This is a genomic window from Streptomyces sp. x-19 (assembly GCF_046549115.1).
Lineage (GTDB): Bacteria > Actinomycetota > Actinomycetes > Streptomycetales > Streptomycetaceae > Streptomyces > Streptomyces albulus_C.
Window position 1 is genome coordinate 85,123 of the sequence record NZ_JAJPWK010000026.1, and the last position, 20,902, is coordinate 106,024.

Annotated in this window: 21 protein-coding genes; 9 read left to right on the forward strand and 12 right to left on the reverse strand. The window is 73.2% G+C overall.

From position 1 onward, the window contains the following. Positions 1-78: 78 nt before the first annotated feature. The 3 genes from ACLJT4_RS35535 to ACLJT4_RS35545 are packed head-to-tail and all read right to left on the reverse strand — an operon-like array spanning position 79 to position 2,950. Positions 79-1,077 carry an alpha/beta hydrolase gene (locus tag ACLJT4_RS35535; protein ID WP_411128845.1) on the reverse strand — a complete coding sequence of 333 codons (999 nt, stop codon included), beginning with the start codon at positions 1,075-1,077 and terminating at the stop codon, positions 79-81. Next, positions 1,074-1,826, reverse strand: coding sequence for a glucose 1-dehydrogenase (locus ACLJT4_RS35540; protein ID WP_038524083.1), 753 nt, complete (start codon positions 1,824-1,826; stop codon positions 1,074-1,076). Before ACLJT4_RS35540 ends, ACLJT4_RS35535 begins: the two co-directional genes overlap by 4 nt. Beyond that, a complete protein-coding gene (locus tag ACLJT4_RS35545; RefSeq protein WP_411128847.1) occupies positions 1,823-2,950 on the reverse strand; it encodes an LLM class flavin-dependent oxidoreductase in 1,128 nt (375 codons plus the stop codon). Before ACLJT4_RS35545 ends, ACLJT4_RS35540 begins: the two co-directional genes overlap by 4 nt. Before the next feature lie 138 nt (positions 2,951-3,088). On the opposite strand from ACLJT4_RS35545, the gene ACLJT4_RS35550 reads away from it, so the two are divergent. Then, positions 3,089-3,733, forward strand: a complete 645-nt coding sequence (locus ACLJT4_RS35550) for a PadR family transcriptional regulator (RefSeq protein WP_016574368.1) — start codon at positions 3,089-3,091, stop codon at positions 3,731-3,733. On the opposite strand, the gene ACLJT4_RS35555 is transcribed toward ACLJT4_RS35550, so the two are convergent. Continuing rightward, entirely contained in the window at positions 3,625-4,233 is a 609-nt protein-coding gene (locus ACLJT4_RS35555) for a flavin reductase family protein (RefSeq protein WP_411128849.1), read from the reverse strand. The two genes, ACLJT4_RS35550 and ACLJT4_RS35555, sit on opposite strands and share 109 nt — an antisense overlap. 157 nt (positions 4,234-4,390) lie before the next feature. Between ACLJT4_RS35555 and ACLJT4_RS35560 the strand changes: the two genes are divergently transcribed. Then, entirely contained in the window at positions 4,391-6,037 is a 1,647-nt protein-coding gene (locus ACLJT4_RS35560) for a FadD3 family acyl-CoA ligase (RefSeq protein WP_411128851.1), read from the forward strand. Next, complete coding sequence (locus ACLJT4_RS35565; protein ID WP_411128853.1) at positions 6,034-7,104, forward strand: acyl-CoA dehydrogenase family protein; 1,071 nt, start codon at positions 6,034-6,036, stop codon at positions 7,102-7,104. The genes ACLJT4_RS35560 and ACLJT4_RS35565 overlap by 4 nt, the downstream gene beginning before the upstream one ends. Before the next feature lie 84 nt (positions 7,105-7,188). Here ACLJT4_RS35565 and ACLJT4_RS35570 read toward each other — a convergent pair whose 3' ends face one another. The 3 genes from ACLJT4_RS35570 to ACLJT4_RS35580 all read right to left on the reverse strand — a co-directional run bounded on the left by ACLJT4_RS35570 (position 7,189) and on the right by ACLJT4_RS35580 (position 10,257). Then, positions 7,189-8,172, reverse strand: a complete 984-nt coding sequence (locus ACLJT4_RS35570; RefSeq protein WP_411128855.1) for an acyl-CoA dehydrogenase family protein — start codon at positions 8,170-8,172, stop codon at positions 7,189-7,191. A gap of 61 nt (positions 8,173-8,233) precedes the next feature. Further along, positions 8,234-9,406 carry an acyl-CoA dehydrogenase family protein gene (locus ACLJT4_RS35575; RefSeq protein WP_411128857.1) on the reverse strand — a complete coding sequence of 391 codons (1,173 nt, stop codon included), beginning with the start codon at positions 9,404-9,406 and terminating at the stop codon, positions 8,234-8,236. Continuing rightward, entirely contained in the window at positions 9,406-10,257 is an 852-nt protein-coding gene (locus ACLJT4_RS35580; protein WP_411128859.1) for an enoyl-CoA hydratase, read from the reverse strand. Before ACLJT4_RS35580 ends, ACLJT4_RS35575 begins: the two co-directional genes overlap by 1 nt. 47 nt (positions 10,258-10,304) lie before the next feature. On the opposite strand from ACLJT4_RS35580, the gene ACLJT4_RS35585 reads away from it, so the two are divergent. From ACLJT4_RS35585 to ACLJT4_RS35600, 4 genes are read left to right on the forward strand one after another with little or no spacing between them, the layout of a single operon-like run. Next, on the forward strand, positions 10,305-11,489 hold the full coding sequence (locus ACLJT4_RS35585) for an acyl-CoA dehydrogenase family protein (RefSeq protein ID WP_411128861.1): 1,185 nt from the start codon (positions 10,305-10,307) through the stop codon (positions 11,487-11,489). Continuing rightward, positions 11,486-12,268 carry an SDR family oxidoreductase gene (locus ACLJT4_RS35590; protein ID WP_411128863.1) on the forward strand — a complete coding sequence of 261 codons (783 nt, stop codon included), beginning with the start codon at positions 11,486-11,488 and terminating at the stop codon, positions 12,266-12,268. Before ACLJT4_RS35585 ends, ACLJT4_RS35590 begins: the two co-directional genes overlap by 4 nt. Next, positions 12,261-12,845, forward strand: coding sequence for a TetR/AcrR family transcriptional regulator (locus ACLJT4_RS35595; RefSeq protein WP_233661085.1), 585 nt, complete (start codon positions 12,261-12,263; stop codon positions 12,843-12,845). Before ACLJT4_RS35590 ends, ACLJT4_RS35595 begins: the two co-directional genes overlap by 8 nt. A gap of 36 nt (positions 12,846-12,881) precedes the next feature. Beyond that, complete coding sequence (locus ACLJT4_RS35600; protein ID WP_411128865.1) at positions 12,882-14,039, forward strand: acetyl-CoA C-acetyltransferase; 1,158 nt, start codon at positions 12,882-12,884, stop codon at positions 14,037-14,039. 46 nt (positions 14,040-14,085) lie between these two features. On the opposite strand, the gene ACLJT4_RS35605 is transcribed toward ACLJT4_RS35600, so the two are convergent. The 5 genes from ACLJT4_RS35605 to ACLJT4_RS35625 form a co-directional block, all read right to left on the reverse strand. Next, on the reverse strand, positions 14,086-15,015 hold the full coding sequence (locus ACLJT4_RS35605) for a tyrosine-protein phosphatase (RefSeq protein WP_411128867.1): 930 nt from the start codon (positions 15,013-15,015) through the stop codon (positions 14,086-14,088). 82 nt (positions 15,016-15,097) lie between these two features. Next, positions 15,098-16,195, reverse strand: coding sequence for an NAD(P)H-dependent flavin oxidoreductase (locus tag ACLJT4_RS35610; RefSeq protein ID WP_411128869.1), 1,098 nt, complete (start codon positions 16,193-16,195; stop codon positions 15,098-15,100). Beyond that, positions 16,192-16,920: a CoA-transferase subunit beta gene (locus ACLJT4_RS35615; protein WP_411128871.1), complete on the reverse strand. Its 729-nt coding sequence runs from the start codon at positions 16,918-16,920 to the stop codon at positions 16,192-16,194. The genes ACLJT4_RS35610 and ACLJT4_RS35615 overlap by 4 nt, the downstream gene beginning before the upstream one ends. Beyond that, complete coding sequence (locus tag ACLJT4_RS35620; protein ID WP_020930300.1) at positions 16,917-17,756, reverse strand: CoA transferase subunit A; 840 nt, start codon at positions 17,754-17,756, stop codon at positions 16,917-16,919. The genes ACLJT4_RS35615 and ACLJT4_RS35620 overlap by 4 nt, the downstream gene beginning before the upstream one ends. Further along, entirely contained in the window at positions 17,753-18,532 is a 780-nt protein-coding gene (locus ACLJT4_RS35625; RefSeq protein ID WP_016579269.1) for an enoyl-CoA hydratase family protein, read from the reverse strand. The genes ACLJT4_RS35620 and ACLJT4_RS35625 overlap by 4 nt, the downstream gene beginning before the upstream one ends. An 80-nt stretch (positions 18,533-18,612) precedes the next feature. Between ACLJT4_RS35625 and ACLJT4_RS35630 the strand changes: the two genes are divergently transcribed. After that, the gene (locus ACLJT4_RS35630) at positions 18,613-19,401 is read left to right on the forward strand and encodes an SDR family oxidoreductase (protein ID WP_411128874.1); all 789 of its coding nucleotides are present in this window, start codon (positions 18,613-18,615) and stop codon (positions 19,399-19,401) included. A 1-nt stretch (position 19,402) separates the two neighbouring features. Then, complete coding sequence (locus ACLJT4_RS35635) at positions 19,403-20,311, forward strand: SDR family oxidoreductase (RefSeq protein WP_411128876.1); 909 nt, start codon at positions 19,403-19,405, stop codon at positions 20,309-20,311. The last annotated feature ends 591 nt before the right edge of the window (positions 20,312-20,902 follow it).

The window sequence follows — 20,902 nt, forward strand, 5'->3', positions numbered from 1 at the left end:
TCGACGTGCGGCGGCGCACCGCATCGACGGGCCGCCACGGCTCCCCCGCACACTGTCACCATCCTCGCCACCCGGCCCTCACCGGCTCGTCACGCCGCGGTCACACAGGGTGCCGGACAGCCACACGGTGGCCGCCTCCAGCGCGGCGTCCGCGGCCGGCAGCGCACCGACCGCGCCGAGAAACCCGTGGAAGGTGCCCGGATGTTCGTCCACCCGCACCGCGACGCCGGCGGTCCGCAGCGCCCGCCCGTAGGCGCGCCCTTCGTCCCGGAGCGGGTCGCACTCGGGCAGCACCAGCAGCGCGGGCGGCAGACCGGTGAGGTCCGCGGCGCGTCCGGGTGCGGCGTACGGGTGCTCCAGGTCGCCGTCCGGGCCCAGGTACTGGTCCCAGTACCACTGCATGTGGGCCGTGGTGTGGAAGAAGCCGGTGGCGTAGTCGACGGGCGAGCGGCCCGCCAGCCGGGGGTCGAGCGCCGGGTAGGCCAGCAGCTGGGCGGCGAGCGGGGGCCCGCCGCGGTCCCGGGTCATCAGGGTGACAGCGGCGGCGAGGTTGCCCCCGCTGGAGTCGCCCGCGACGGCCACCCGGGCCGGGTCGCAGCCCAGCTCCGCGGCGTGCGCGACGGCCCACCCGGTCGCCGCGTAGGCGTCCTCGGCGGCGGCCGGGAAGCGGTCCTCCGGGGCCCGGCGGTAGTCCACCGAGACCACCACCGCGTCGCAGCGCCGGGCGAGTTGCCGGCAGAGCCCGTCGTGGGTGTCCAGGTCGCACAGGACCCAGCCGCCGCCGTGGAAGAAGACGACCAGCGGGCGGGGGCCGGTGGCGGGGGCGTCCGGGCGGTAGACGCGGAGGGGGAGGGCGGGTGCGCCGGGCGGGCCGGGCACGGTGCGGTCGGTCGAGGTCACCGTGCCGTCGCCGGGTTCGGGCGGCGCGGCCCGGGAGGCGCGGCGCAGTGCGCCGGCGTCCAGCGGGCCGCGCGCCGGGTCCGGGAAGTCCGCGGACATCGCGTCCACGATCCGCCGGGCCAGAGGGGGGAGCGGGTCGGGGGCGCCGGACGCGGGGCCCGGCCGGGCGTCGGTCATCGGGTGGTCAGCCCCCCGTCCACGGCGAACTCCGCACCGGTGATGTACGCGGAGGCGTCGGAGGCCAGGAAGCGCACCAGCTCCGCGACCTCGTCGGGGCGGCCGACGCGGCGCAGCGGCACCCGCGGCCACTCCTGCTCGCCGGGTGCCGGGCCCAGGACGTCCGCCACCATCGGCGTGTCGATCATGCCGGGGTGGACGGAGTTGACCCGGATCCGGTCTCCGGCCAGGTCGAGTGCGGCGGACTTGGTGAGCCCGCGCAGCCCGAACTTGCTCGCCCCGTAGGCGGAGTGCCCCGGGATGCCCCGCAGTCCGGCGGTCGAGGAGATGTTGACGATCGAGCCGCCGCCGGCGTTCCGCAGGGCCGGGACGGCCGCCTGGATGCCGAGGAAGGGGCCGAGGAGGTTGACCCGCATCAGCAGCGCGAAGTTCTCCTCGGTCTCCTGGTCGACCGGCGCGGTCCGCCACAGGGCGGCGTTGTTCACTAGGACGTCCAGCCGCCCGAAGGCGGTGACCGCGGTGTCGACGACCGTTCGCCAGCCGTCCGCGTCGGTGACGTCGTGCCGGACGAACCGGGCCGCGTCGCCCAGCTCGGCGACGAGTGCCCGGCCCTCCTCCTCGCGGACGTCGCCGAGCACCACCCGGGCGCCGCAGGCCACGAACAGGCGGGCCTCGGTCGCGCCCTGTCCGCGCCCGGCGCCGGTGATCACCGCGACCTTGCCGTCCAACCGCGCCGCGTCGGTCGTCATGCCTGCTCCTCCAGCGCCCGGAAGTGCGGGATGACCGTCTCGCCCCAGTGCCGGATGGTCTCCAAGCAGGCTTCCTGCGGCACGGTGCCCATCTGGATCAGGCACATCACCTCGTCCACGCCGATCTCGCGCAGCTGCTCGACGTAGGCGATGGCGTCCTGGGGAGTGCCGTAGGCGTGCTGGGCGTTGTAGGTGCCGGTGTCGACCGGGCGGGCGGGGATGTTGGCCTCGTGCAGCTTGGCGACCAGCTCGTCGCGGTCCTGCGCCAGCGCGGCGACGTGGTCGTCGTGCTCGTCGTGGACGGTGGGCGCCGGGCCGTTGCCGTACCAGTGGGCGATCGCCTCGGCGAAGAACCGCTGACCGCGGGTGCCGATGCGGTAGGCGGCCGGCCCGTCGTCCAGCACGGTGGTCGGGCAGAGCGCGGAGAAGTGGTCGTTGGTCTCGGTGGAGACCAGTCGGTCGCCGCCGCGGGTGGCGATCGCCTCGTCGTAGACCTTGCGCATCGCGCGCACGTCGTCCGCGCCGGCGAAGCCCATCACCAGGGCGCCGATGCCGAGTTCGGCGGCGAGCTTGAGGGTGTCGTGCTTGCTGCACGCCATGAACAGCGGCGGGTGCGGGCCCTGGACGGGCCGCGGCAGGATCGCGCCGGGGCCGATGTCGAGCCCGCCGTGCCACTCGAAGGTCTCCTCCCGCCAGGCGTTGCTGAAGATCTTCAGCGCCTCCTCCATCTGCGGGTAGGTGTCCTCGGGGCGGACCCCGTACATCGACATCTCCTGCTTGGTGGCGCCGCGGCCGGCGCCGATGTCCACCCGGCCGCCGGAGAGCACGTCGAGCATCGCGGCCCGCTCGGCGACCCGCACCGGGTGCTGGTAGCCGAACGGCATGGTGACCACGCCGTGGCCGATCCGGATGCGGGAGGTCCGGGCGGCGACCCAGGTGAGGAAGATCTCCGAGGCGCTCATGTGCGCGTACTGGGTGAGCGAGTGGTGCTCCACCGCCCAGATGCGGTCGAAGCCCATCTCCTCTGCGTAGACGGCCTGTTCGACGCAGTCGTGGATGACCTGGCGCTCCCGTTCGGGCGTCGGGTCGGCGAGCTGTGCCTCGAAGATCATCGAGAACTTCACGGAACTGCCTCCTCTGTTCTGGAGGTGCGGAGACTATTTCTAATAGGAATATGTCTAGCAGGTATACGTGGCGAGTAGGAAGGGGGGCCGACGATGTCCCGTCAGGTGGGGGACCAGGGAGGCCGTAGACTGCGGAGCGTGACGGAGAAGAAGGCGCACGGAGCGCAGGCCGGGGTCGACGCGGAGCGTCCGGCGCTGCCGGCGACCAGCTGGGCGGTGCTCGGACTCCTCTCCTTCGGTGAGGAGTTGTCCGGTTACGACCTCAAGAAGTGGTCGGACTGGTCGCTGCGCTTCTTCTACTGGAGCCCGTCGTTCAGCCAGATCTACGGCGAGCTCAAGCGCCTGGAGAAGGTCGGCTACGTCAGCTCGCGGATGGTCGCCCAGGAGACCGGCAACCGCGACAAGCGGGTCTACGTCATCACCGACGAGGGCATGGCGGCGGTCCGCCGGTGGGCGCGCGAGGCGCCCGTGGAGCCGCCGGTGCTCAAGCACGGCGTGATGCTGCGGCTCTGGCTGGGGCACCTGCTGGAGGTCGAGCAGATGCGCGACGTGCTCGGCCGGCACCGGGAGTACGCGGAGACGATGCGGCAGCGCGCCGAGGCGGACGCCGCCGGCGCCCGCGCCGAAGCGGCCTGGGCCTACCCGTCGCTCGCGCTGAAGTGGTCGGAGCGGTACTACGCCTCCGAACGCGACCTGGCGGACGCGATGCTGGCCGATTTGGACGAGATGGTGGCCGCGGACGGCACCGACGGTGCCGACGGCGAAGCGGTCAACCGCCCGTAGGTGCGCCGGAAGTAGAGCAGCGGGCTGGTCTCGCGCAGCCGCTCCGGCGGCGTCAGGGCGGTGACCCGGCCGAGTGCGATCAGGTGGTCGCCGCCGGGCAGCACGTCCGCGAGTTCGCACTCGATGGTGGCGAGCGCCGCGGTCAGCAGTGGCGCGCCGTTGACGCCGGAGCGCCAGTCGACGTCGGTGAACTTGTCGCCGCCGGTGACCGCGAACTGCCGGCACAGGTCCTCCTGGTCGGCGGCGAGGACGTTCACCGCGAACCGGCCGGCGGCACTGATCTTCGGCCAGGTCGTGGACGTCCCGGCCGGGCAGAAGCACACCAGCGGCGGGTCCAGGGAGACCGAGGAGAACGACTGGACGGCCATGCCGGTCGGTTGGCCGTCGGACTGGATCGCGGTGATCACGGCTACGCCGGTGCAGAAGCGACTGAGCGTGTCGCGCATCGCGGCGTCGTCGAACGACGTGGTGGGGGCGGTGGGCGGGATGTAGGTGGACACGCGTCCTCCCGAGGTGGGGTGAATTTCTCTACGTGTTTCTACTAGGTATATGCCTAACCGAAACACTGTGATTGGATACCGGCCACGTCCGCACGTCAAGTAGGCGGTTCCGCACCACACGCCGCCGTCACCTCCGAGCAAGGGAGCGGGAGGGCCAATGACCTGGGCACACCACACCCCTCAAGGGCCGCCGCAGCCGGCGGCACCGGCCACCGTCGCACAACTCGCCGCCCACGCGGCCCGCGCCCACGGTGACCGGGAGGCGCTGTCCGACGGCGAAGTCCGTTGGACCTTCACCGAGTTGGAGAAGGAGATCGCCACCGCGGCACGGGCCGCGCTCGCCCACGGCGTCCGGCACGGGGACCGGATCGCGGTCTGGGCCCCCAACTGCCGCCAGTGGATCACCGCCGTCCTCGGCGCGGTCTCCGTCGGCGCCGTCCTCGTGCCCCTCAACACCCGATACAAGGCTGCCGAGGCCGCCGACATCATCCGGCGCAGCGGCGCCACCGTACTGTTCACCGCCCGCGGCTTCCTCGGCTGCGACTACGACGACCTGCTGCACGACTCCGGCGAGGACCTCGGCCGGCTGCGCAGCACCGTGCTGCTCCGCGACGACGCCCCGCCCCGGGACCGGGAACGCCCCGGCACGGTCACCCACGACGCCTACCTGGCGGCCGGCCGGCAGGTGGACGACGCCGAACTGGCCGCCCGCACCGCCGCCGTAGGCCCCGACGACCTGTCCGACATCCTCTTCACCTCCGGCACCACCGGCCGCCCCAAGGGCGTGCTCGCCACCCACGGCCAGACCATGCGGGTCTTCGACGCCTGGGCGCGGCTGGTCACCCTGCGTGCCGGCGACCGCTACCTGCTGGTCAACCCCTTCTTCCACACCTTCGGCTACAAGGCCGGGATCCTGGCCTGCCTGCTGCGCGGCGCCACCATGCTGCCCGAGCAGGTCTACGACGCCGACCGGATCCTGCGGCGCACCGCCGAGGAACGGATCAGCGTCCTGATGGGTCCGCCGACCGTCTTCCACGGGCTGCTCCACCATCCGGAACGGGACCGGTACCGGCTGGACTCGCTGCGGCTGGCCGGCACCGGAGCCGCCCTGGTGCCCGCCGAACTCGTGCTGCGGATCCGCGCGGAACTCGGCATCCCGGACGTCTTCACCGCCTACGGGCTGACCGAGTCCGCCGGGGTCGTCTGCATCTGCCCGACCGACGCCGACGCCGAGACCCTCGCGCACACCGTCGGACCGCCGCTGCCCGGCACCGAACTGCGCATCGTCGACCCGGCCAACCAGCCGCTGCCGCCGGGCGAGCCGGGCGAGGTGGTGGTCCGCGGCTACCACGTCATGCCCGGCTACCTCGACGACCCCGCCGCCACCGCGGCGGCCGTGGACCCCGACGGCTGGCTGCACACCGGCGACGTCGGCGTCCTCGACGACCGCGGCTTCCTCACCCTCACCGACCGCATCAAGGACATGTACGTCGTCGGCGGCTTCAACGCCTATCCGGCGGAGGTGGAACGGGTGCTGCGCGATCACCCGGCGATCGGCGAGGTGGCCGTGGTCGGGGCGCCCGACGAGCGGCTCGGCGAGGTCGGAGTGGCGTTCGTCGTCCCCGCCGACGACGCCGCGCCCGACCCACAGGAGCTGACCGAATGGGCCCGCGCACGGCTGGCCAACTTCAAGGTGCCCCGGCGCTACCACCTCGTACCGGAACTGCCGCGCAACGCCGGCGGCAAGATCCTCAAGGGCGAACTGCGCCGGACGGCCAGGAACGAAGGGAGCAACGGCGGATGAGGCCGACCGAGGAGCAAGAGGAACTGCGGTCCGCCATACGCCAGTTGCTGGCGCGGCAGCCCGGACCGGACGCCTGGGGGCCGCTCGCCGGGCAGATCGGCGCGGCCGGACTGGCGGTGCCCGAGGAGCACGGCGGGGCCGGCTGCGGACCGCTCGAAATCCACGTCGTGATGGAGGAGTTGGGGCGCGCACTGGCGCCCGTGCCCTTCCTGGGGTCCGCGGTGCTGACCACCCAGGCACTGCTCGCCTGCGGCGACGCCGCACTGCTCCCCGCTCTCGCCGAGGGACGTGCGGTGGGCGCCCTGGCCTGGGCCGAGGACGGTTCCTGGGAGCCGGCCGCGATCCGCACCGCGGCCCACCGCGGCCCGGCCGGCGGCTGGCGGCTGACCGGCACCAAGGACCACGTCCTGGACGGCGCGGACGCCACGCTGCTGGTGGTGGCCGCCCGCACCGCCGCCGGGGTCGCGCTCTTCGAGGTCCCGGTGGACGGGCCCGGCGTGCGCCGCGAGCGGCTGGTGCCGATGGACCCGACCCGGGCGCAGGCCCGGATCGCGCTGGACGGGGCCGCGGGCCGGCTCCTGGGCGCCGACGGCGACGGCGAGCGGGTGCTGGCCCGGGTGCGCGACCTGGGGAGCGTGGCGCTCGCCGCCGAGCAGGTCGGGGCGGCCGAACGCTGTCTGGAACTGACCGTCGCCTACGCCCGGGAGCGCGTCCAGTTCGGCCGCCCCATCGGTTCCTTCCAGGCCGTCAAGCACCGGTTGGCGGACGCCTACGTGCAGGTGGAGGCGGCCCGGTCGATCGCGCTCGGCGCCGCGTACGTCGCCGCGGACGGTGCGGCGGAGCTGACGCGGTACGCCGCGGCCGCCAAGTCCGCCTGCTCGGAGGCGTTCTCGGCGGTGGCCGGGGAGACCATCCAACTGCACGGCGGCATCGGCATCACCTGGGAGCACGACGCCCACCGCTACTTCAAACGAGCCCACGGCAGCGCCCAGCTCCTCGGCGCGCCCGCCGAGCACCGGCGGCGCCTGGCCGCGGAACTGGAGCTGGTACCCCGTCAAGTAGCGTGATCCGCCCCTGACATGAGGGAGCACAGACATCGGCCCCGTACCCCCGGATCACCGCCGGGGGTACGGGGCCGATGCCTGTGCGGGCTATCCGGCCAGGACCCGGGCCCGGCAGTCGGCCGGGGTTCCCCAGGCGTCCCGCAGCGGGCGGGCCTTGCGGATCCACAACGAGAGGTCCGGCTCGTCGGTGTAGCCGACCGCGCCGTGCAACTGGAGGGCGGCGCGGGCCGCCGCGTAGCACGCCTCGCCGGCCGCCACCTTGGCGGCCGCCACGTCCGCGCCGGCCGACGGGGCGCCGCCGGCCAGTGCCAGGGCCGCCGCGTGCACCAGCGGCTGGGCGAACTCCAACCCGATCAGGACGTCCGCCAGTCGGTGCTTGACCGCCTGGAAGGAGCCGATCGCCCGCCCGAACTGGGTGCGTTGGCGCACGTAGTCGACGGTTCCGGTGAGCAGGGCCCGCCCCAGGCCGAGTGCCTGGGCGGCGGTCAGCAGCCGGGCGAGGTCGACGGCGTGTCCGGCGGCCGCGGTGACCGCCGGGCCGCGGGCGAGGACGGTGCCGCCGAGCGGCCGGGACACCCGCCGGGCCGGATCGAGGGTGGCCTGGACCGGACCGTGGGTCTCGGTGCGGCACACCGTGTCGCCCCCGACGACCAGGACGGTGTCGGCGGCGTCCGCGTCGAGGGCGAACGGGGCGCCGTCCGCGCACAGGCCGACCACGGCGTCACCCGCGGCGATCCGCGGCAGCCAGTCGGCCGCCGCACCGGCGTCGCCCAACCGGTCCAGGAAGGCCGCCGCCGCGACGGTCTCCACCAGCGGGCCCGGGACCGCGTGCCGACCCAACTCGACGAAGGCAACGGCTAGTTCGAGGGGGAGCGGGCCCATCCCGTCGTATTCCTCGGGGACCGCGAGTGCGAACACCCCGGCCTCGGCGAGCCGCGTCCACAGGGCGCGGCCCGGCTTGTGCTCGCCGGCCGCCCAGGCACGCACCGCGGTGGCGGTGTCTGCCGCGCCCAGCAGGGCGTCCAGGGTGCGGGCGAAGTCCCGTTGTTCCTCGGTCAGCAGGAAGGGCATCGGTGGGCCCCTCCCGCGAGACCGGCGCGGACCGGCGCGCCCCGGACCGTTCGGTGCTGCGTCATGCCCGGGCCTCCTTCGGCAGGCCGAGCAGCCGCTCGGCGATGATGTTGCGTTGGATCTCGTTGGTGCCGGCGTAGATGGGGCCGGCGAGGGAGAAGGTGTAGCCCTCGGCCCAACTCCCGTGCGCGGGCGCGTCGTCGGCGTCGTCGGCGAGCATGCCGTAAGGGCCCAGCAGGTCCAGTGCGGTGTCGTGCAGGGCGATGTCCAGCTCCGACCAGAAGACCTTGTTGAGGCTGGACTCGGCGCCGAGCGTGCCGCCGCCGGCGATCCGGGAGGCGTTGGCGTGGGTGAACAGCTGGTAGGCGCGGGCGCCGATCACCGCGTCGGCGACCCGGTCGCGCAGTGCGGTGTCGGCCGGATCGCCGCTCTCCCGCCACAGCGCGGTGAGCCGGTCGGCGGCGGCGGTGAACCGGCCGGGGCTGCGCAGGGTCAACCCGCGCTCGTTGCCGGCGGTGCTCATCGCCACCCGCCAGCCCTGGCCGGGCTCGCCGATGACGTCCGCGTCGGGGACGAACACGTCGTCGAGGAAGAGCTCGGCGAAGGCCGGTTTGCCGTCCAGTCGGCCGATCGGCCGCACCGTCACGCCCGGTGCGTCCAGCGGGAACATCAGGTAGGTCAGGCCCTGGTGCGGGCGGGCGGTCCCCGGCTCGCTGCGGAACAGCCCGAACGCGCGGTCGGCGAAGGCGGCCCGGGACGACCAGGTCTTCTGCCCGCGCAGCAGCCAGCCGCCGTCGGTCCGCACGGCGGTGGAGCGCAGCGCCGCCAGGTCCGAACCTGCCTCCGGCTCGGACCACGCCTGGGCCCAGATGACCTCACCGGCCGCCATCGGGCCGAGGACGCGGGCGCGCTGCTCCGGTGTGCCGTGCTCGAAGAGGGTGGGGGCGAGGAGGTTGATGCCGTTCTGGCTGACCCGGCCGGGGGCGCCCGCGGCGTAGTACTCCTCCTCGAAGGCCAGCCACTGGAAGAGGGTGGCGTCCCGGCCGCCGAACTCGGCCGGCCAGGAGACCACCGACCAGCGGTCGGCGGCGAGTTGCTGCTCCCAGGCGCGGTGTGCCGCGAAGCCCTCGCGGGTCTCCAACGACGGCAGGGGCGTCGCGGGGACGTGCGCGGCGAGCCAGGCGCGGGCCTCGGCCCGGAACGCGGCGTCGGCGTCGCTTGCCTCCAGGTCCATCAGGAACCGGCCTCCTTCATCTTCTTGATGTCCATCCCGCCCAGCGAGTCCCGGGCGGTCTCGGCGTTGTGGGCGTGCGCGAGGTGGTGCAGGCCGAAGACGGAGTCCAGGCCGGTGTGCAGCCCCTGGAGGTCCTCGGCCTGGTTGACGGCGCGCTTGGTCAGGGCCAGGCCCATCCGCGGCATCTCGGCGATACGTTCCGCCAACTCCCGTGTATTCTCGGCGAGTTCGGCGCGCGGGACGACGCGGTTGACCATGCCCAGTTCGTACGCCCGCTGGGCCGGCATGCGGTCGCCGGTGTACAGGAACTCCTTGGCGATCCGTGGCGGCAGCACCCACGGGTGGGCGAAGTACTCCACGCCGGGGATGCCCATCCGCACGACCGGGTCGGCGAAGAAGGCGTCGTCGGCGGCGACGATCAGGTCGCAGATCCAGGCCAGCATCAGGCCGCCGGCCACGCACGCCCCCTGGACCGAGGCGATCACGGGCTTGGGCAACTCCCGCCAGCGGCGGCACATCCCCAGGTAGACCTCGGACTCGCGGGCGAAGCGGCTCTCCGCGCCGGACTTGTCCGAGTGGTCCCACCACAGTCCGGCCCTGCGGTCGAAGGGCAGGTGGGCGTCCCGGCCCGGGCTGCCGATGTCGTGGCCGGCGGAGAAGTGCCGGCCCTCGCCGGCCAGCACCACGACCTTGACCTCGTCGTCCTCCGCCGCGCGGTAGAAGGCGCGGTCCAAGGCGTAGGTCATCGCGGAGTTCTGGGCGTTGCGGTAGTCCGGTCGGTTCAACGTGACGGTGGCGACCGGGCCTTGCCGGGCGTAGCGCACCACGGACGTTTCCTCGCTGGCGGTCATCAGCGACCTCCTTCCCTAACAAGTGTTTGGTAGGTTAACGTACGGCCATGAGCAGCGTCGAGGCCCCCACCACCGTCGAGAGCTTCCGCACCGAGATCCGCAGTTGGCTGCGGGCCAACCTCACCGGGGAGTTCGCGGCCCTGCGCGGCCGCGGCGGCCCCGGCCGGGAACACGAGGCGTTCGCCGAACGCCTGGCCTGGGAACGGCACATGGCCGCCGCCGGCTGGACCTGCGTCGGCTGGCCCGTGGAGCACGGCGGCCGCGGGGCGACCCTGGAGCAACAGGTCGCCTTCCACGAGGAGTACGCACTGGCCGACGCGCCCGCGCGGGTCAACCACATCGGTGAGCAACTCCTCGGCCCCACCCTGATCGCCTTCGGCACCGACGAGCAGCGGGCCCGCTTCCTCCCGGAGATCGGCGCCGTCCGGGAACTGTGGTGCCAGGGGTACAGCGAGCCCGACGCCGGTTCGGACCTGGCGAACGTCCGGACCCGGGCCGCCTTCGACGAGGAGCGCGGCGACTGGGTCGTCGACGGCCAGAAGATCTGGACCTCGCTCGCCCAGGATTCCCAATGGTGCTTCGTCGTCGCCCGCACCGAACCGGGCTCCGTCCGCCACCGGGGGCTCTCCTACCTCCTCGTGCCACTCGACCAGCCCGGCGTCGACGTCCGGCCGATCACCCAACTCACCGGCACCTCGGAGTTCAACGAGGTGTTCTTCGACGGGGCCCGCGCCCCACACGTGGTCGGCGCGCCGGGTGACGGCTGGCGGGTCGCGATGGCCACCCTCGGCTTCGAGCGCGGAGTCTCCACACTGGGACAACAGGTCGGCTTCCGAAGGGAGTTGGAGACCCTGATGGAGGTGGCCCGACGGAACGGCGCGGCCGACGACCCGCTGCTCCGCGACCGGCTGGCGCGGGCCTGGATCGGCCTGGAAACCATCCGCTGCAACGCCCTGCGGATGCTGGAGGGCGTCGCCGCCGGCGCCCCCGGCCCCGAGGCGTCGATCGGGAAGATCTACTGGGCCACCTGGCACCGCGAGTTGGGCGAACTGGCCATGGACGTCTGCGGCGCGGGCGGCATGCTCGCCGCCGGCGAGCCGTACGACCTCGACGACTGGCAGCGGCTCTTCCTCTTCTCCCGCGCCGACACCCTCTACGCGGGCTCCAACGAAATCCAGCGGAACATCATCGCCGAGCGGGTGCTCGGCCTGCCGAAGGAGGCGAAGGCATGACGGCACCGTCCTACGTGCCCGGTCACGACCTGCTCAAGGGGCGGACGGCCGTGATCACCGCCGCGGCCGGCGCGGGGATCGGCGGAGCCACCGCGCGCCGGTTCCTGGAGGAGGGCGCCCGGATCGTCATCGGGGACGCGCACGCCCGCCGGCTGGCCGAGAGCGCCGACGCGCTGGCCGAGGAGTTCGGGGCCGACCGGGTCGCCGGACTGCCCTGCGACGTCACCGACGAGGCGCAGGTGACGGCCCTGTACGCACTGGCCGAGGAGCGGCACGGCCGGCTCGACATCGTGGTCAACAACGCCGGACTCGGCGGCACCGCCGATCTCGTCGACATGACCGACGACCAGTGGGCGAAGGTCCTCGACGTCACCCTGGGCGGCACCTTCCGCTGCACCCGGGCCGCGCTGCGCCGGATGAAGACCACCGGGGCTGGCGGCGTGATCGTCAACAACGCCTCCGTGATCGGCTGGCGCGCCCAGCGTGGCCAGGCGCACTACGCCGCCGCCAAGGCCGGGGTGATGGCGTTGACCCGCTGCGCCGCGGTGGAGGCCGCCGAGTACGGGGTGCGGGTCAACGCCGTCTCGCCCAGCCTGGCCATGCACCCGCACCTGGTGAAGGTGACCACCCCGGAACTGCTGGCCGAGCTGACCGCGAAGGAGGCGTTCGGGCGGTACGCCGAGCCGTGGGAGGTGGCCAACGTGATCGTCTTCCTGGCCGGTGACTACGCCTCGTACATGACCGGGGAGTCCGTCTCGGTCAGCTCGCAGCATGCGTGAGGAGCGGCGCGGCGAACTCCTGGCCACCGCCGCCGAGGTGTTCGCCGCGCAGGGCTACAACGCGACCACCGTCCGCCAGATCGCGGACGCGGCCGGGATGCTCGCGGGCAGCCTCTACTACCACTTCGATTCGAAGGAAGCGATGGTGGACGAGATCCTCACCGCCTTCCTGGACGAGCTGTGGGCCGGCTACGACGCGGTGCTGGCCGCCGGCCTCGGCCCGCGGGAGACCATCGAGGCGCTGGTCACCGAGTCCTTCCGGGAGATCGACCGGCACCACGCGGCGGTCGCGATCTACCAGAAGGAGGCCCGGCACCTCGCCGACCGGCATCCGCGCTTCGGCTACCTCGCCGACGCCCGGCGCCGCCTCGCCCGGGCCTGGCTCGGCACGCTGGAGCGCGGGGTGGCCGACGGGGTCTTCCGCACCGATCTCGACATCCGGCTGACGTACCGGTTCGTCCGCGACACCGTCTGGGTCGCCGCCTCCTGGTACCGGCCGGGCGCACGGCACAGTCCCGAGGAGATCGCCCGCCAGTACCTCTCGATGGTGCTGGACGGTATCGCCTTGCGCGACTGACCGGTACATCCGCAGAATCTGACCAAGGAGTTCATCATGTCCGAGGCGTACATCGTCGATGCCGTCCGCACCCCGGTGGGGAAGAAGGGCGGCGGACTGTCCGGCGTCCACCCGGCCGACCTCGGCGCGCACGTGCTGACCGCGCTGATGGGCCGCACCGGGATCGATCCGGCCGCGGTCGAGGACGTCGTCTTCGGCTGCCTGGACACCGTCGGGCCGCAGGCCGGGGACATCGCCCGCACCTGCTGGCTGGCCGCCGGGCTGCCGGAGGAGGTGCCCGGCGTCACCGTCGACCGGCAGTGCGGATCCTCGCAGCAGGCCGTGCACTTCGCCGCCCAGGGAGTGCTCTCCGGAACCCAGGACCTGGTAGTGGCCGGCGGGGTGCAGAACATGTCGCAGATCCCGATCGCCTTCGCCAGCCGGCAGGCCGCCGAGCCGCTGGGCCTCACCCAGGGCCCGTACGCCGGTTCCGAAGGCTGGCGGGCCCGCTACGGGGACCAGCCCGTCAACCAGTTCCACGGCGCCGAGCTGATCGCCACCAAGTGGGACATCTCCCGGCAGGACATGGAGGAGTTCGCGCTCCGCTCGCACCAGCGCGCGATCCGGGCCATCGACGAGGGCCGCTTCGACCGGGAACTCGTCGCGTACGGCGAGGTCACCACCGACGAGGGGCCGCGCCGCGCGACCTCGCTGGAGAAGATGGCGGGGTTGGCGCCGGTGGTCGAGGGCGGCCGGCTGACCGCAGCGGTCTCCTCCCAGGTGTCCGACGGGGCCGCGGCGATGCTGCTGGCATCCGAGCGGGCGGTGGCCGAGCACGGGCTGACCCCGCGCGCCCGGATCCACCACCTCTCGGTCCGCGGCGAGGACCCGATCCGGATGCTGTCCGCGCCGATCCCGGCCACCGCGCACGCGCTGAAGAAGGCCGGGATGACCATCGACGACATCGACCTGGTCGAGATCAACGAGGCGTTCGCGCCGGTGGTGCTGGCCTGGCTCAAGGAGACCGGCGCCGATCCCGAGCGGGTCAACGTCAACGGCGGGGCCATCGCCCTCGGCCACCCGCTGGGGGCGACCGGCGTCCGGCTGATGACCACGCTGCTGAACGAACTGGAGCGCACCGGCGGCCGGTTCGGCCTCCAGACCATGTGCGAGGGCGGCGGCCAGGCCAACGTGACCATCATCGAACGCCTCTGACGGTACGTCATATAGCCGCCGCCGGGCGGGTGGTGCGCGGTCCGGGTCAGCGCAGCAGCAGCGCGCGGATCCGGGCCGTCGTCTTGGCGTCCACGCCCAGTCCGGTGGCCAGGTAGCGCGGGATGCTGCCGTAGTCGCGGTGCAGTCGGTCGAGCCCGGACGACAGGTACGCGGCGCGCACCTCCTGGAGCGGGATCAGCAGGTCCGGGTCCTGCATCATCCCGGCCTGCTTGAGCTGTGCGCGCACCGCGGCGTCGGCTTCGCGGCGCAGGGTGTTGGAGAGCAGGTAGTCCTCCAGCGCGGTGGCGTGCGGGACGCCGAGCAGGCGCAGCAGGAGGTAGCTCAGCCAGCCGGTGCGGTCCTTGCCCGAGGTGCAGTGGAAGAGCAGTGGCACGCGGTCCCCGTCGGCGATCCGGGCGAACATGGTGCCGAACGCGGCGCGGTTGGCGGCGTTGGTGACGAATGTTGGGTACATGTCACTCATGAGCGCCGCCGCCTTGCCGTCGCCCAGCAGGCGCTGCTGCGCGACCGGGTCCTTGGTGGCGATGGCCGCCTGCATGGCCGCGAACAGCCCCGTGTCGTCGATCGGCAGCGACGTGACGGTCAGCCCGGAGGGCAGCCGGTCCGCGCCGTCGAACGAGACCTCCGAGGGCACCCGCATATCGATGGCCGTGTGCAGCCCGAGGCGGCCGACCGCCGTGACGTCCTCGGGGGTCAGCTTGGCGAGCGAGTCGGAGCGGAGCAGGCGGCCGTACCGCAGCTGCTTGCCGTTCTCGGTCCGGTAGCCGCCCAGATCGCGGCAGTTGACCGCGCCGTGCAGCGGGACCCGGCGGTCGGGCGGCGGTGGGGTGCTCCGCCGGTTGCGCGGGGCGGTGGCGGCGTCGGCGGAGGTCTCGCAGCCGGTGGCGGCGAGCCCGCCGAGGGCCAGCGCCGAGCCGAAGAGCAGGGTGGTGACGCGTCGTCGGGAGGGGTACACGCGGCAGCTCCTGAGGGGGAGGGGGAGGGGAGGGACGCCCGGGGTGCGGACCGGTGCCGGTCCGCACCCCGGGCGGTGGGGGTCAGCGGGGCAGGCCCGCCAGTGACCGGTGCGCCTCGGTCATGATCCGGTCGACCAGTTCGGCGCACGACGGAAGGTCCTCGATCACCCCGGCCACCTGGCCGGAGGCCATCACGCCGAGGTCGGTGCGGCCGTCCACCATCGACGCCTTGAGCAGCATCGGGGTGTTGGCCGCCAACAGGATCTGACTCCAGGTCAGGTCCTTGCCGTGTTTCATCGCCAGCCCGTCGCGGACCATCTGGGCCCAACTCAGGCCGGACAGCTTGCGGAACGACGCGGCGTGCCGCACCGCGCGCAGCAGCGCCCTCGTGCGCCCGGACCGCTCCAGCGCCTCGACCAGTTCGCTGCGCAGCATCCGGTGCGGGAGCCCGTCGACCTTCGTGGTGACGGTGACGTCCTTGACGGCGGCCTCCAGGTAGCGCGCCTGGACGGCCGGCGGCACGGTGCTGTCCGAGGTCAGCAGGAAGCGGGTGCCCATGGCGATCCCGGCCGCCCCGTAGGCGAGCGCGGCGACCAGGCCCCGGCCGTCGAAGAAGCCACCGGCGGCGATCACCGGGATGTCCACCGCGTCCACGACCTGGGGGAGCAGCACGGTGGTGGCGACGTTCCCGGTGTGGCCGCCGCCCTCGCCGCCCTGGACGACGACCGCGTCGGCGCCCCAGGCCGCGACCTTCTCGGCGTGCCGCCGGGCGCCGATGGACGGGATGACGACGACCCCGGCGTCCTTGAGCCGGGCGATCAGCTCGCGCGAGGGCGCCAGCGCGAACGAGGCGACCCGGACGCCCTCGTCGACGATGATCCGCACGCGCTCGGCGGCGTCACCGGCGTCCGCCCGCAGATTGACCCCGAACGGCTGGTCGGTGCGGGACCGGACCTCGCGGACCGCGGACCGCAGTTGGTCCGGGCTCATGGTGGCGGAGGCCAGGATGCCCAGTGCGCCGGCGTTGGCGGCGGCGGACACCAGGCGGGGGCCGGCCACCCAGCCCATCCCGGTCTGCACGATCGGGTGCCGCACGCCGACCAGTTTGGTCAGTCGCGTGGCGAGGGCCGGGGCGTCCCCGGTGGGGGAGCCGGCGGCCGGGGCACGGTCGGTGCTCACGCCGGCACCTCGCGGTCGCGCAGCCCCTTCGGGTCGATCACCTCGCGGATCAGCCGCAGTTCCTCGGCGGTCGGCTCGCGGGTGTACGGGACCTCGTCGGCCCGCCCCAGCGGGAAGCCGGTGGCCTCCTGCACCTCCTCGACGGTGACACCCGGGTGCAGCGAGACCAGCCGCATCGAGTGGTCCGCGGTGGCGAAGTCGAAGACGCCCAGGTTGCTGACCACCCGCGGGATGCGGTGGTAGCGGGTGGCGGACGGCCCGGCCGCGGCCGCCCTGTCGTAGCCGACCCCGCAGACCATGTCGACCTTCTCGACGAAGACCCGCCGGGAGTGCTTGGGAACCCAGTAACTCGTCGGGTTGTTCAGGGTGTTGACGGGCGCGCCGCGGACACCGAGGAGCTGCCGGTCGGGCCGCTCCCAGTCACCGATGCAGGAGATGTTCTGGTTGCCGAACCGGTCGAGTTGACTGGCGCCCATCATCACGTGCCGCTTGCCGCCGGTGACCATGGCCAGGTGCTGGCGGTAGGGCAACCAACCCTCGGCCCGCCCGTCCAGGCCGACCAGCAGCGCCTCACCGTCGGTCAGCAGCAGGTCGGGGGAGAAGGTGCGCTTGGCGAGCCGGGCGCCGATCGAGGGGACGGCGCCCATCGGGCTGGCGAGCACCTCGCCGTCGTCGCGCCAGGCGTCGGCGCAGGCGAGCACGGAGTATTCGGCGCGGCTGGTCATCGGGTCTCCTCGTGCCAGGTCTGGACGGCCGCCTGGTAGTCCTTCTCGTCCCCGTGCAGGAACCGGGCGGCGAACTCCGGCCAGGGGGTGGTCGCGTAGAGCTTCTGGAACGCCTCGTCGCGGTCGTAGTCCGGGACGCAGGAGGTGAAGTGCGCGCCGTGCGGGGTCGCCACGACGCCGGTGACCGCGTGCCGCTTGACCAGCAGGGTCTGCGGCGCGGCCGCCCCGAAGTCGTCCACCAGCTCCTCGCACGAGACGTAGGCGCTGTCCGCCGCCTCGCAGAACAGGTCGTCGAAGTACGGGTCGGGGCCCAGGTACTGGCCGTTGCCGAGCCGGTCGGCCCGGTTGAGGTGCACCAGCGCGGCGTCCAGCCTCAGTGCCGGCATCGCCACGAAGGTCTCGCCGTCCTCATACGGCGAGGTGACCGTCTTCAGGTCGGGGTTGACCCGCATCACGTCCGAGCCCAGACCGGCCCGGATGGGGAGGAAGGGCAGCCGGTTGGCGGCCGCCCGCAGCCCCCACATGAACATCGCTTCGTCGATCTCGCTCAGCTCGAAGCCGCCGGCCTGCCGGGCCGCGCGGAAGTGCGGCTCCAACGGGATCGAGTCCAGCGTGGCGAACGCGGTGACCAGCTTGCGGATCTTCCCGGCCGCGGCCAGCAGTCCCACGTCCGGTCCGCCGTAGGAGACCACGGTCAGATCGGTGACGTCGGACCGCAGCAGCGCCCGGACCAGCGCCATCGGCTTGCGGCGGGAGCCCCAGCCGCCGATGCCCAGGGTCATCCCGCTGTGCAGTCGCGCCACGACGTCCTCGGGGGTCATGGTCTTGTCGGTCACGATCGGTCCTCCTCGTCCTTGTGGGGCCCGTCGGCGCCGAAGGTGTCGCGGACCCGGTCCGCGACCCCGCTGAGGTTGGCCTCGAAGGTGAAGCCCTGCTCGAAGCGGTAGCTACGGCGTACGTCGACCGGGTCGATGCCGTTGATGGCGGCTTTGGCGAGCCGGATCAGGAAGCCGTCCTTGCGGGCGATCTCCCGGGCCAACTCCATTGCCGCGTCGGTCAGTTCGTCGCGCGGCACGACTTTCCAGACGGAGCCGTGCGCGTGCAGTTCGTGGGCGGTGGCGGTCCGCGAGGTGTAGTACAGCGCCCGCATCAGGTGCTGGGGGACCAGACGGGCCAGGTGGGTGGCGGCGCCCAGCGCGCCGCGGTCCAGCTCGGGCAGGCCGAAGGTGGCGTCGTGGCTCGCCACGATCGCGTCGGCGTTGCCCACCAGACCGATGCCGCCGCCCAGGCAGAAGCCGTGCACGGCGGCGACCACCGGCACTTCGCACTCGTAGACCGCGGCGAACGCCTCGGCGCAGCCGCGGTTGGCGCCGATCAGCGCCCCGTGGCCGCCGGACGCGGTGTCGCGCTGCATCTCCTTGATGTCGACGCCGGCGTTGAACCCGCGACCCGCGGCGGTGAGCACCACGCACCGGACGTCCGGATCGCGGCCGGCGGCCCGTACGGCGTCGGCGAGGTCGTACCAGCCCTGTACGGGCAGTGCGTTGACCGGGGGGAAGTCCACGGTGACGACCGCGACGCCCTGGTCGGGTGCGGAGGTGGAGACACCCATGAGCAGATCAGCTACCTTTCCACCAAGCGTTTGTTAGGTAGCGAAGTTAGCAGCGGATCGCCCGCCGCGGGAGGTACCAGTTGTCCCTGAACCTCGATCTGACCGGACGGGTCGCCGTCGTCACCGGCGGTACCCGGGGCGTCGGCGCCGGCATCGCCCGGTCCTTCCTCCGGGCCGGCGCCACGGTCGTGGTGTGCGCCCGGCGACCCCCGGACACCCCCGTCACCGCCGACGGCCGCACCGCCCGCTTCCACGCCGTGGACCTGCGGGAACCCGCCGCCGTCCAGGACTTCTTCCAGGGCGTCGCGGCCGACCACGGGCGGCTGGACTGCCTGGTCAACAACGCCGGTGGCAGCCCCTACCGGCTGCTCGACGGCACCACCGCCGAACGCCACGCCCGCGTCGTGGAACTCAACCTCATCGCCCCGCTCACCGCCGCGCTCGCCGCCTACGAAGTGATGCGCGACCAGCCCGACGGCGGCTCGGTGATCATGATCGGCAGCGTCAGCGGCACCCGCCCCTCACCCGGCACCGCCGCCTACGGCGCCGCCAAAGCGGGACTGGACAACCTCGCCCGCTCGATGGCCGTCGAATGGGCGCCGCACGTCCGCGTCAACACCCTCGTCCTCGGCATGGTGCGCACCGAACTCTCCGCCCTGCACTACGGGGACGAGGCCGGCATCGCCGCCGTCGGCGCCACCGTGCCGCTCGGCCGGCTCGCCCAACCCACCGAGATCGGCGACGCCTGCGTCTTCCTCGCCTCCGACCACGCCGGCTACGTCAGCGGCGCCAGCCTGCTCGTCCACGGCGGCGGGGAACGCCCCGCCTTCCTCGACGCCGCCACCGTCAACCAGTCCAAGGAGTCATGAGATGACCGGAATCTGCACCGGACGCGTCGCCGCCGTCACCGGGGCCGGGCGGGGCCTCGGCCGCGCCCACGCCCTCGCCCTCGCCGCGGAAGGAGCCGCCGTCGTCGTCAACGACCTCGGAGTGACGGCCGACGGCGCCGGCGCCTCCGGCGGCCCCGCCCAACAGGTCGTCGAGGAGATCCGCGCCCACGGCGGCCAGGCCGTCGCGCACACCGGCGACATCACCACCGACGACGGCGCCCGCTCCCTCGTCACCACCGCCCTCGACACCTTCGGCCGCCTGGACGCCCTGGTGAACAACGCCGGCTTCCTGCGCGACCGCATGCTCGTCAACCTCGCCGAGGACGACTGGGACGCCGTCATGCGGGTCCACCTCAAAGGCCACTTCCTGCCCCTCAAGCACGCCGCCGCGCACTGGCGGACCGAGACCAAAGCCGGCCGGACGCCCGACGCCCGGGTCATCAACACCAGCTCCGGCGCCGGCCTACTGGGCAGCGTCGGCCAGGGCAACTACTCCGCCGCCAAGGCCGGCATTCTCGGCCTGACCCTCGTCGCCGCCGCCGAACTCGGCCGCTACGGCATCCAAGTCAACGCCCTCGCCCCCGCCGCCCGCACCCGCATGACCGAACAGACCTTCGCCGACACCATGGCCGCCCCCACCGACGGCGACTTCGACGCCATGGCCCCCGAAAACGTCTCCCCCCTGGTCGTCTGGCTCGCCTCCGCCGACAGCGCCGGCATCACCGGCCGCGTCTTCGAAGCCGAGGGCGGCCGCATCACCGTCATGGAAGGCTGGCGCCCCGGCCCCACCGCCGACAAGGGAGCCCGCTGGACCCCGTCCGAGGCCGGCGAAACCACCCGCAAACTCCTCACGAAGTCGGAGCCGGCGCGGCCGGTGTACGGAACGTGAGTGCTGGCGCTTGGCCGGTTCCCACGTTGTCGGCGTTCCCGCCGTGAGGGTTGGCGTTTGCGCCTGGCGGCGCGGGCCTCTTTCCACGTTGTGGGGTTTGCCGCCGTGTGGCGTCTCGTCGTTGCGCCTGCGGCGCGGGCGTTGTCCGCTGCGCGGGGCTGTTGGGTGCGGTGACGGGCCTGCGGGGGTGGTGTGCAGGACTGCTGCGCTTTACGTCCTGCACACCACCCCCTCCGGCCCGTCCCCTCCCGTTGGGGGTGGGTTGAAAGACGGGTGGGTGGGGCCTGGGGTGGGTGGGTTGGTGTGGGTGTGTCGAGGAGGAGTTTGGGGGCCTGCATCCGCCTGCCAAAGCGCCATAGGTCCTGGATCCCTGTCGGAAGGCGGATAGGGGCCCTGTGTACCGGTACCAAGGCGCACAGGTGGGCTGGCCTACGCTCCCGCATCACGCCACACACAACCCGCGCCAACCCACCCACGCGAACCCCCACCGTCTCCTCCTCCCACCTCATACGGGAGGGGTCGGGGGGGGGGGGGGGGGGGGGGGGGGGGGGGGGGGGGGGGGGGGGGGGCGCGCGGCCCGCCCCCCCCCCC

Bases quoted from the DNA above. Each gene is read 5' to 3' on its own strand.
- ACLJT4_RS35535 (WP_411128845.1), bottom strand. From the start codon at position 1,077: ATGACCGACGCCCGGCCGGGCCCCGCGTCCGGCGCCCCCGACCCGCTC.
- ACLJT4_RS35540 (WP_038524083.1), bottom strand. From the start codon at position 1,826: ATGACGACCGACGCGGCGCGGTTGGACGGCAAGGTCGCGGTGATCACC.
- ACLJT4_RS35560 (WP_411128851.1), top strand. From the start codon at position 4,391: ATGACCTGGGCACACCACACCCCTCAAGGGCCGCCGCAGCCGGCGGCA.
- ACLJT4_RS35565 (WP_411128853.1), top strand. From the start codon at position 6,034: ATGAGGCCGACCGAGGAGCAAGAGGAACTGCGGTCCGCCATACGCCAG.
- ACLJT4_RS35570 (WP_411128855.1), bottom strand. From the start codon at position 8,172: ATGCCCTTCCTGCTGACCGAGGAACAACGGGACTTCGCCCGCACCCTG.
- ACLJT4_RS35575 (WP_411128857.1), bottom strand. From the start codon at position 9,406: ATGGACCTGGAGGCAAGCGACGCCGACGCCGCGTTCCGGGCCGAGGCC.
- ACLJT4_RS35580 (WP_411128859.1), bottom strand. From the start codon at position 10,257: ATGACCGCCAGCGAGGAAACGTCCGTGGTGCGCTACGCCCGGCAAGGC.
- ACLJT4_RS35585 (WP_411128861.1), top strand. From the start codon at position 10,305: ATGAGCAGCGTCGAGGCCCCCACCACCGTCGAGAGCTTCCGCACCGAG.
- ACLJT4_RS35590 (WP_411128863.1), top strand. From the start codon at position 11,486: ATGACGGCACCGTCCTACGTGCCCGGTCACGACCTGCTCAAGGGGCGG.
- ACLJT4_RS35595 (WP_233661085.1), top strand. From the start codon at position 12,261: ATGCGTGAGGAGCGGCGCGGCGAACTCCTGGCCACCGCCGCCGAGGTG.
- ACLJT4_RS35600 (WP_411128865.1), top strand. From the start codon at position 12,882: ATGTCCGAGGCGTACATCGTCGATGCCGTCCGCACCCCGGTGGGGAAG.
- ACLJT4_RS35615 (WP_411128871.1), bottom strand. From the start codon at position 16,920: ATGACCAGCCGCGCCGAATACTCCGTGCTCGCCTGCGCCGACGCCTGG.
- ACLJT4_RS35625 (WP_016579269.1), bottom strand. From the start codon at position 18,532: ATGGGTGTCTCCACCTCCGCACCCGACCAGGGCGTCGCGGTCGTCACC.
- ACLJT4_RS35635 (WP_411128876.1), top strand. From the start codon at position 19,403: ATGACCGGAATCTGCACCGGACGCGTCGCCGCCGTCACCGGGGCCGGG.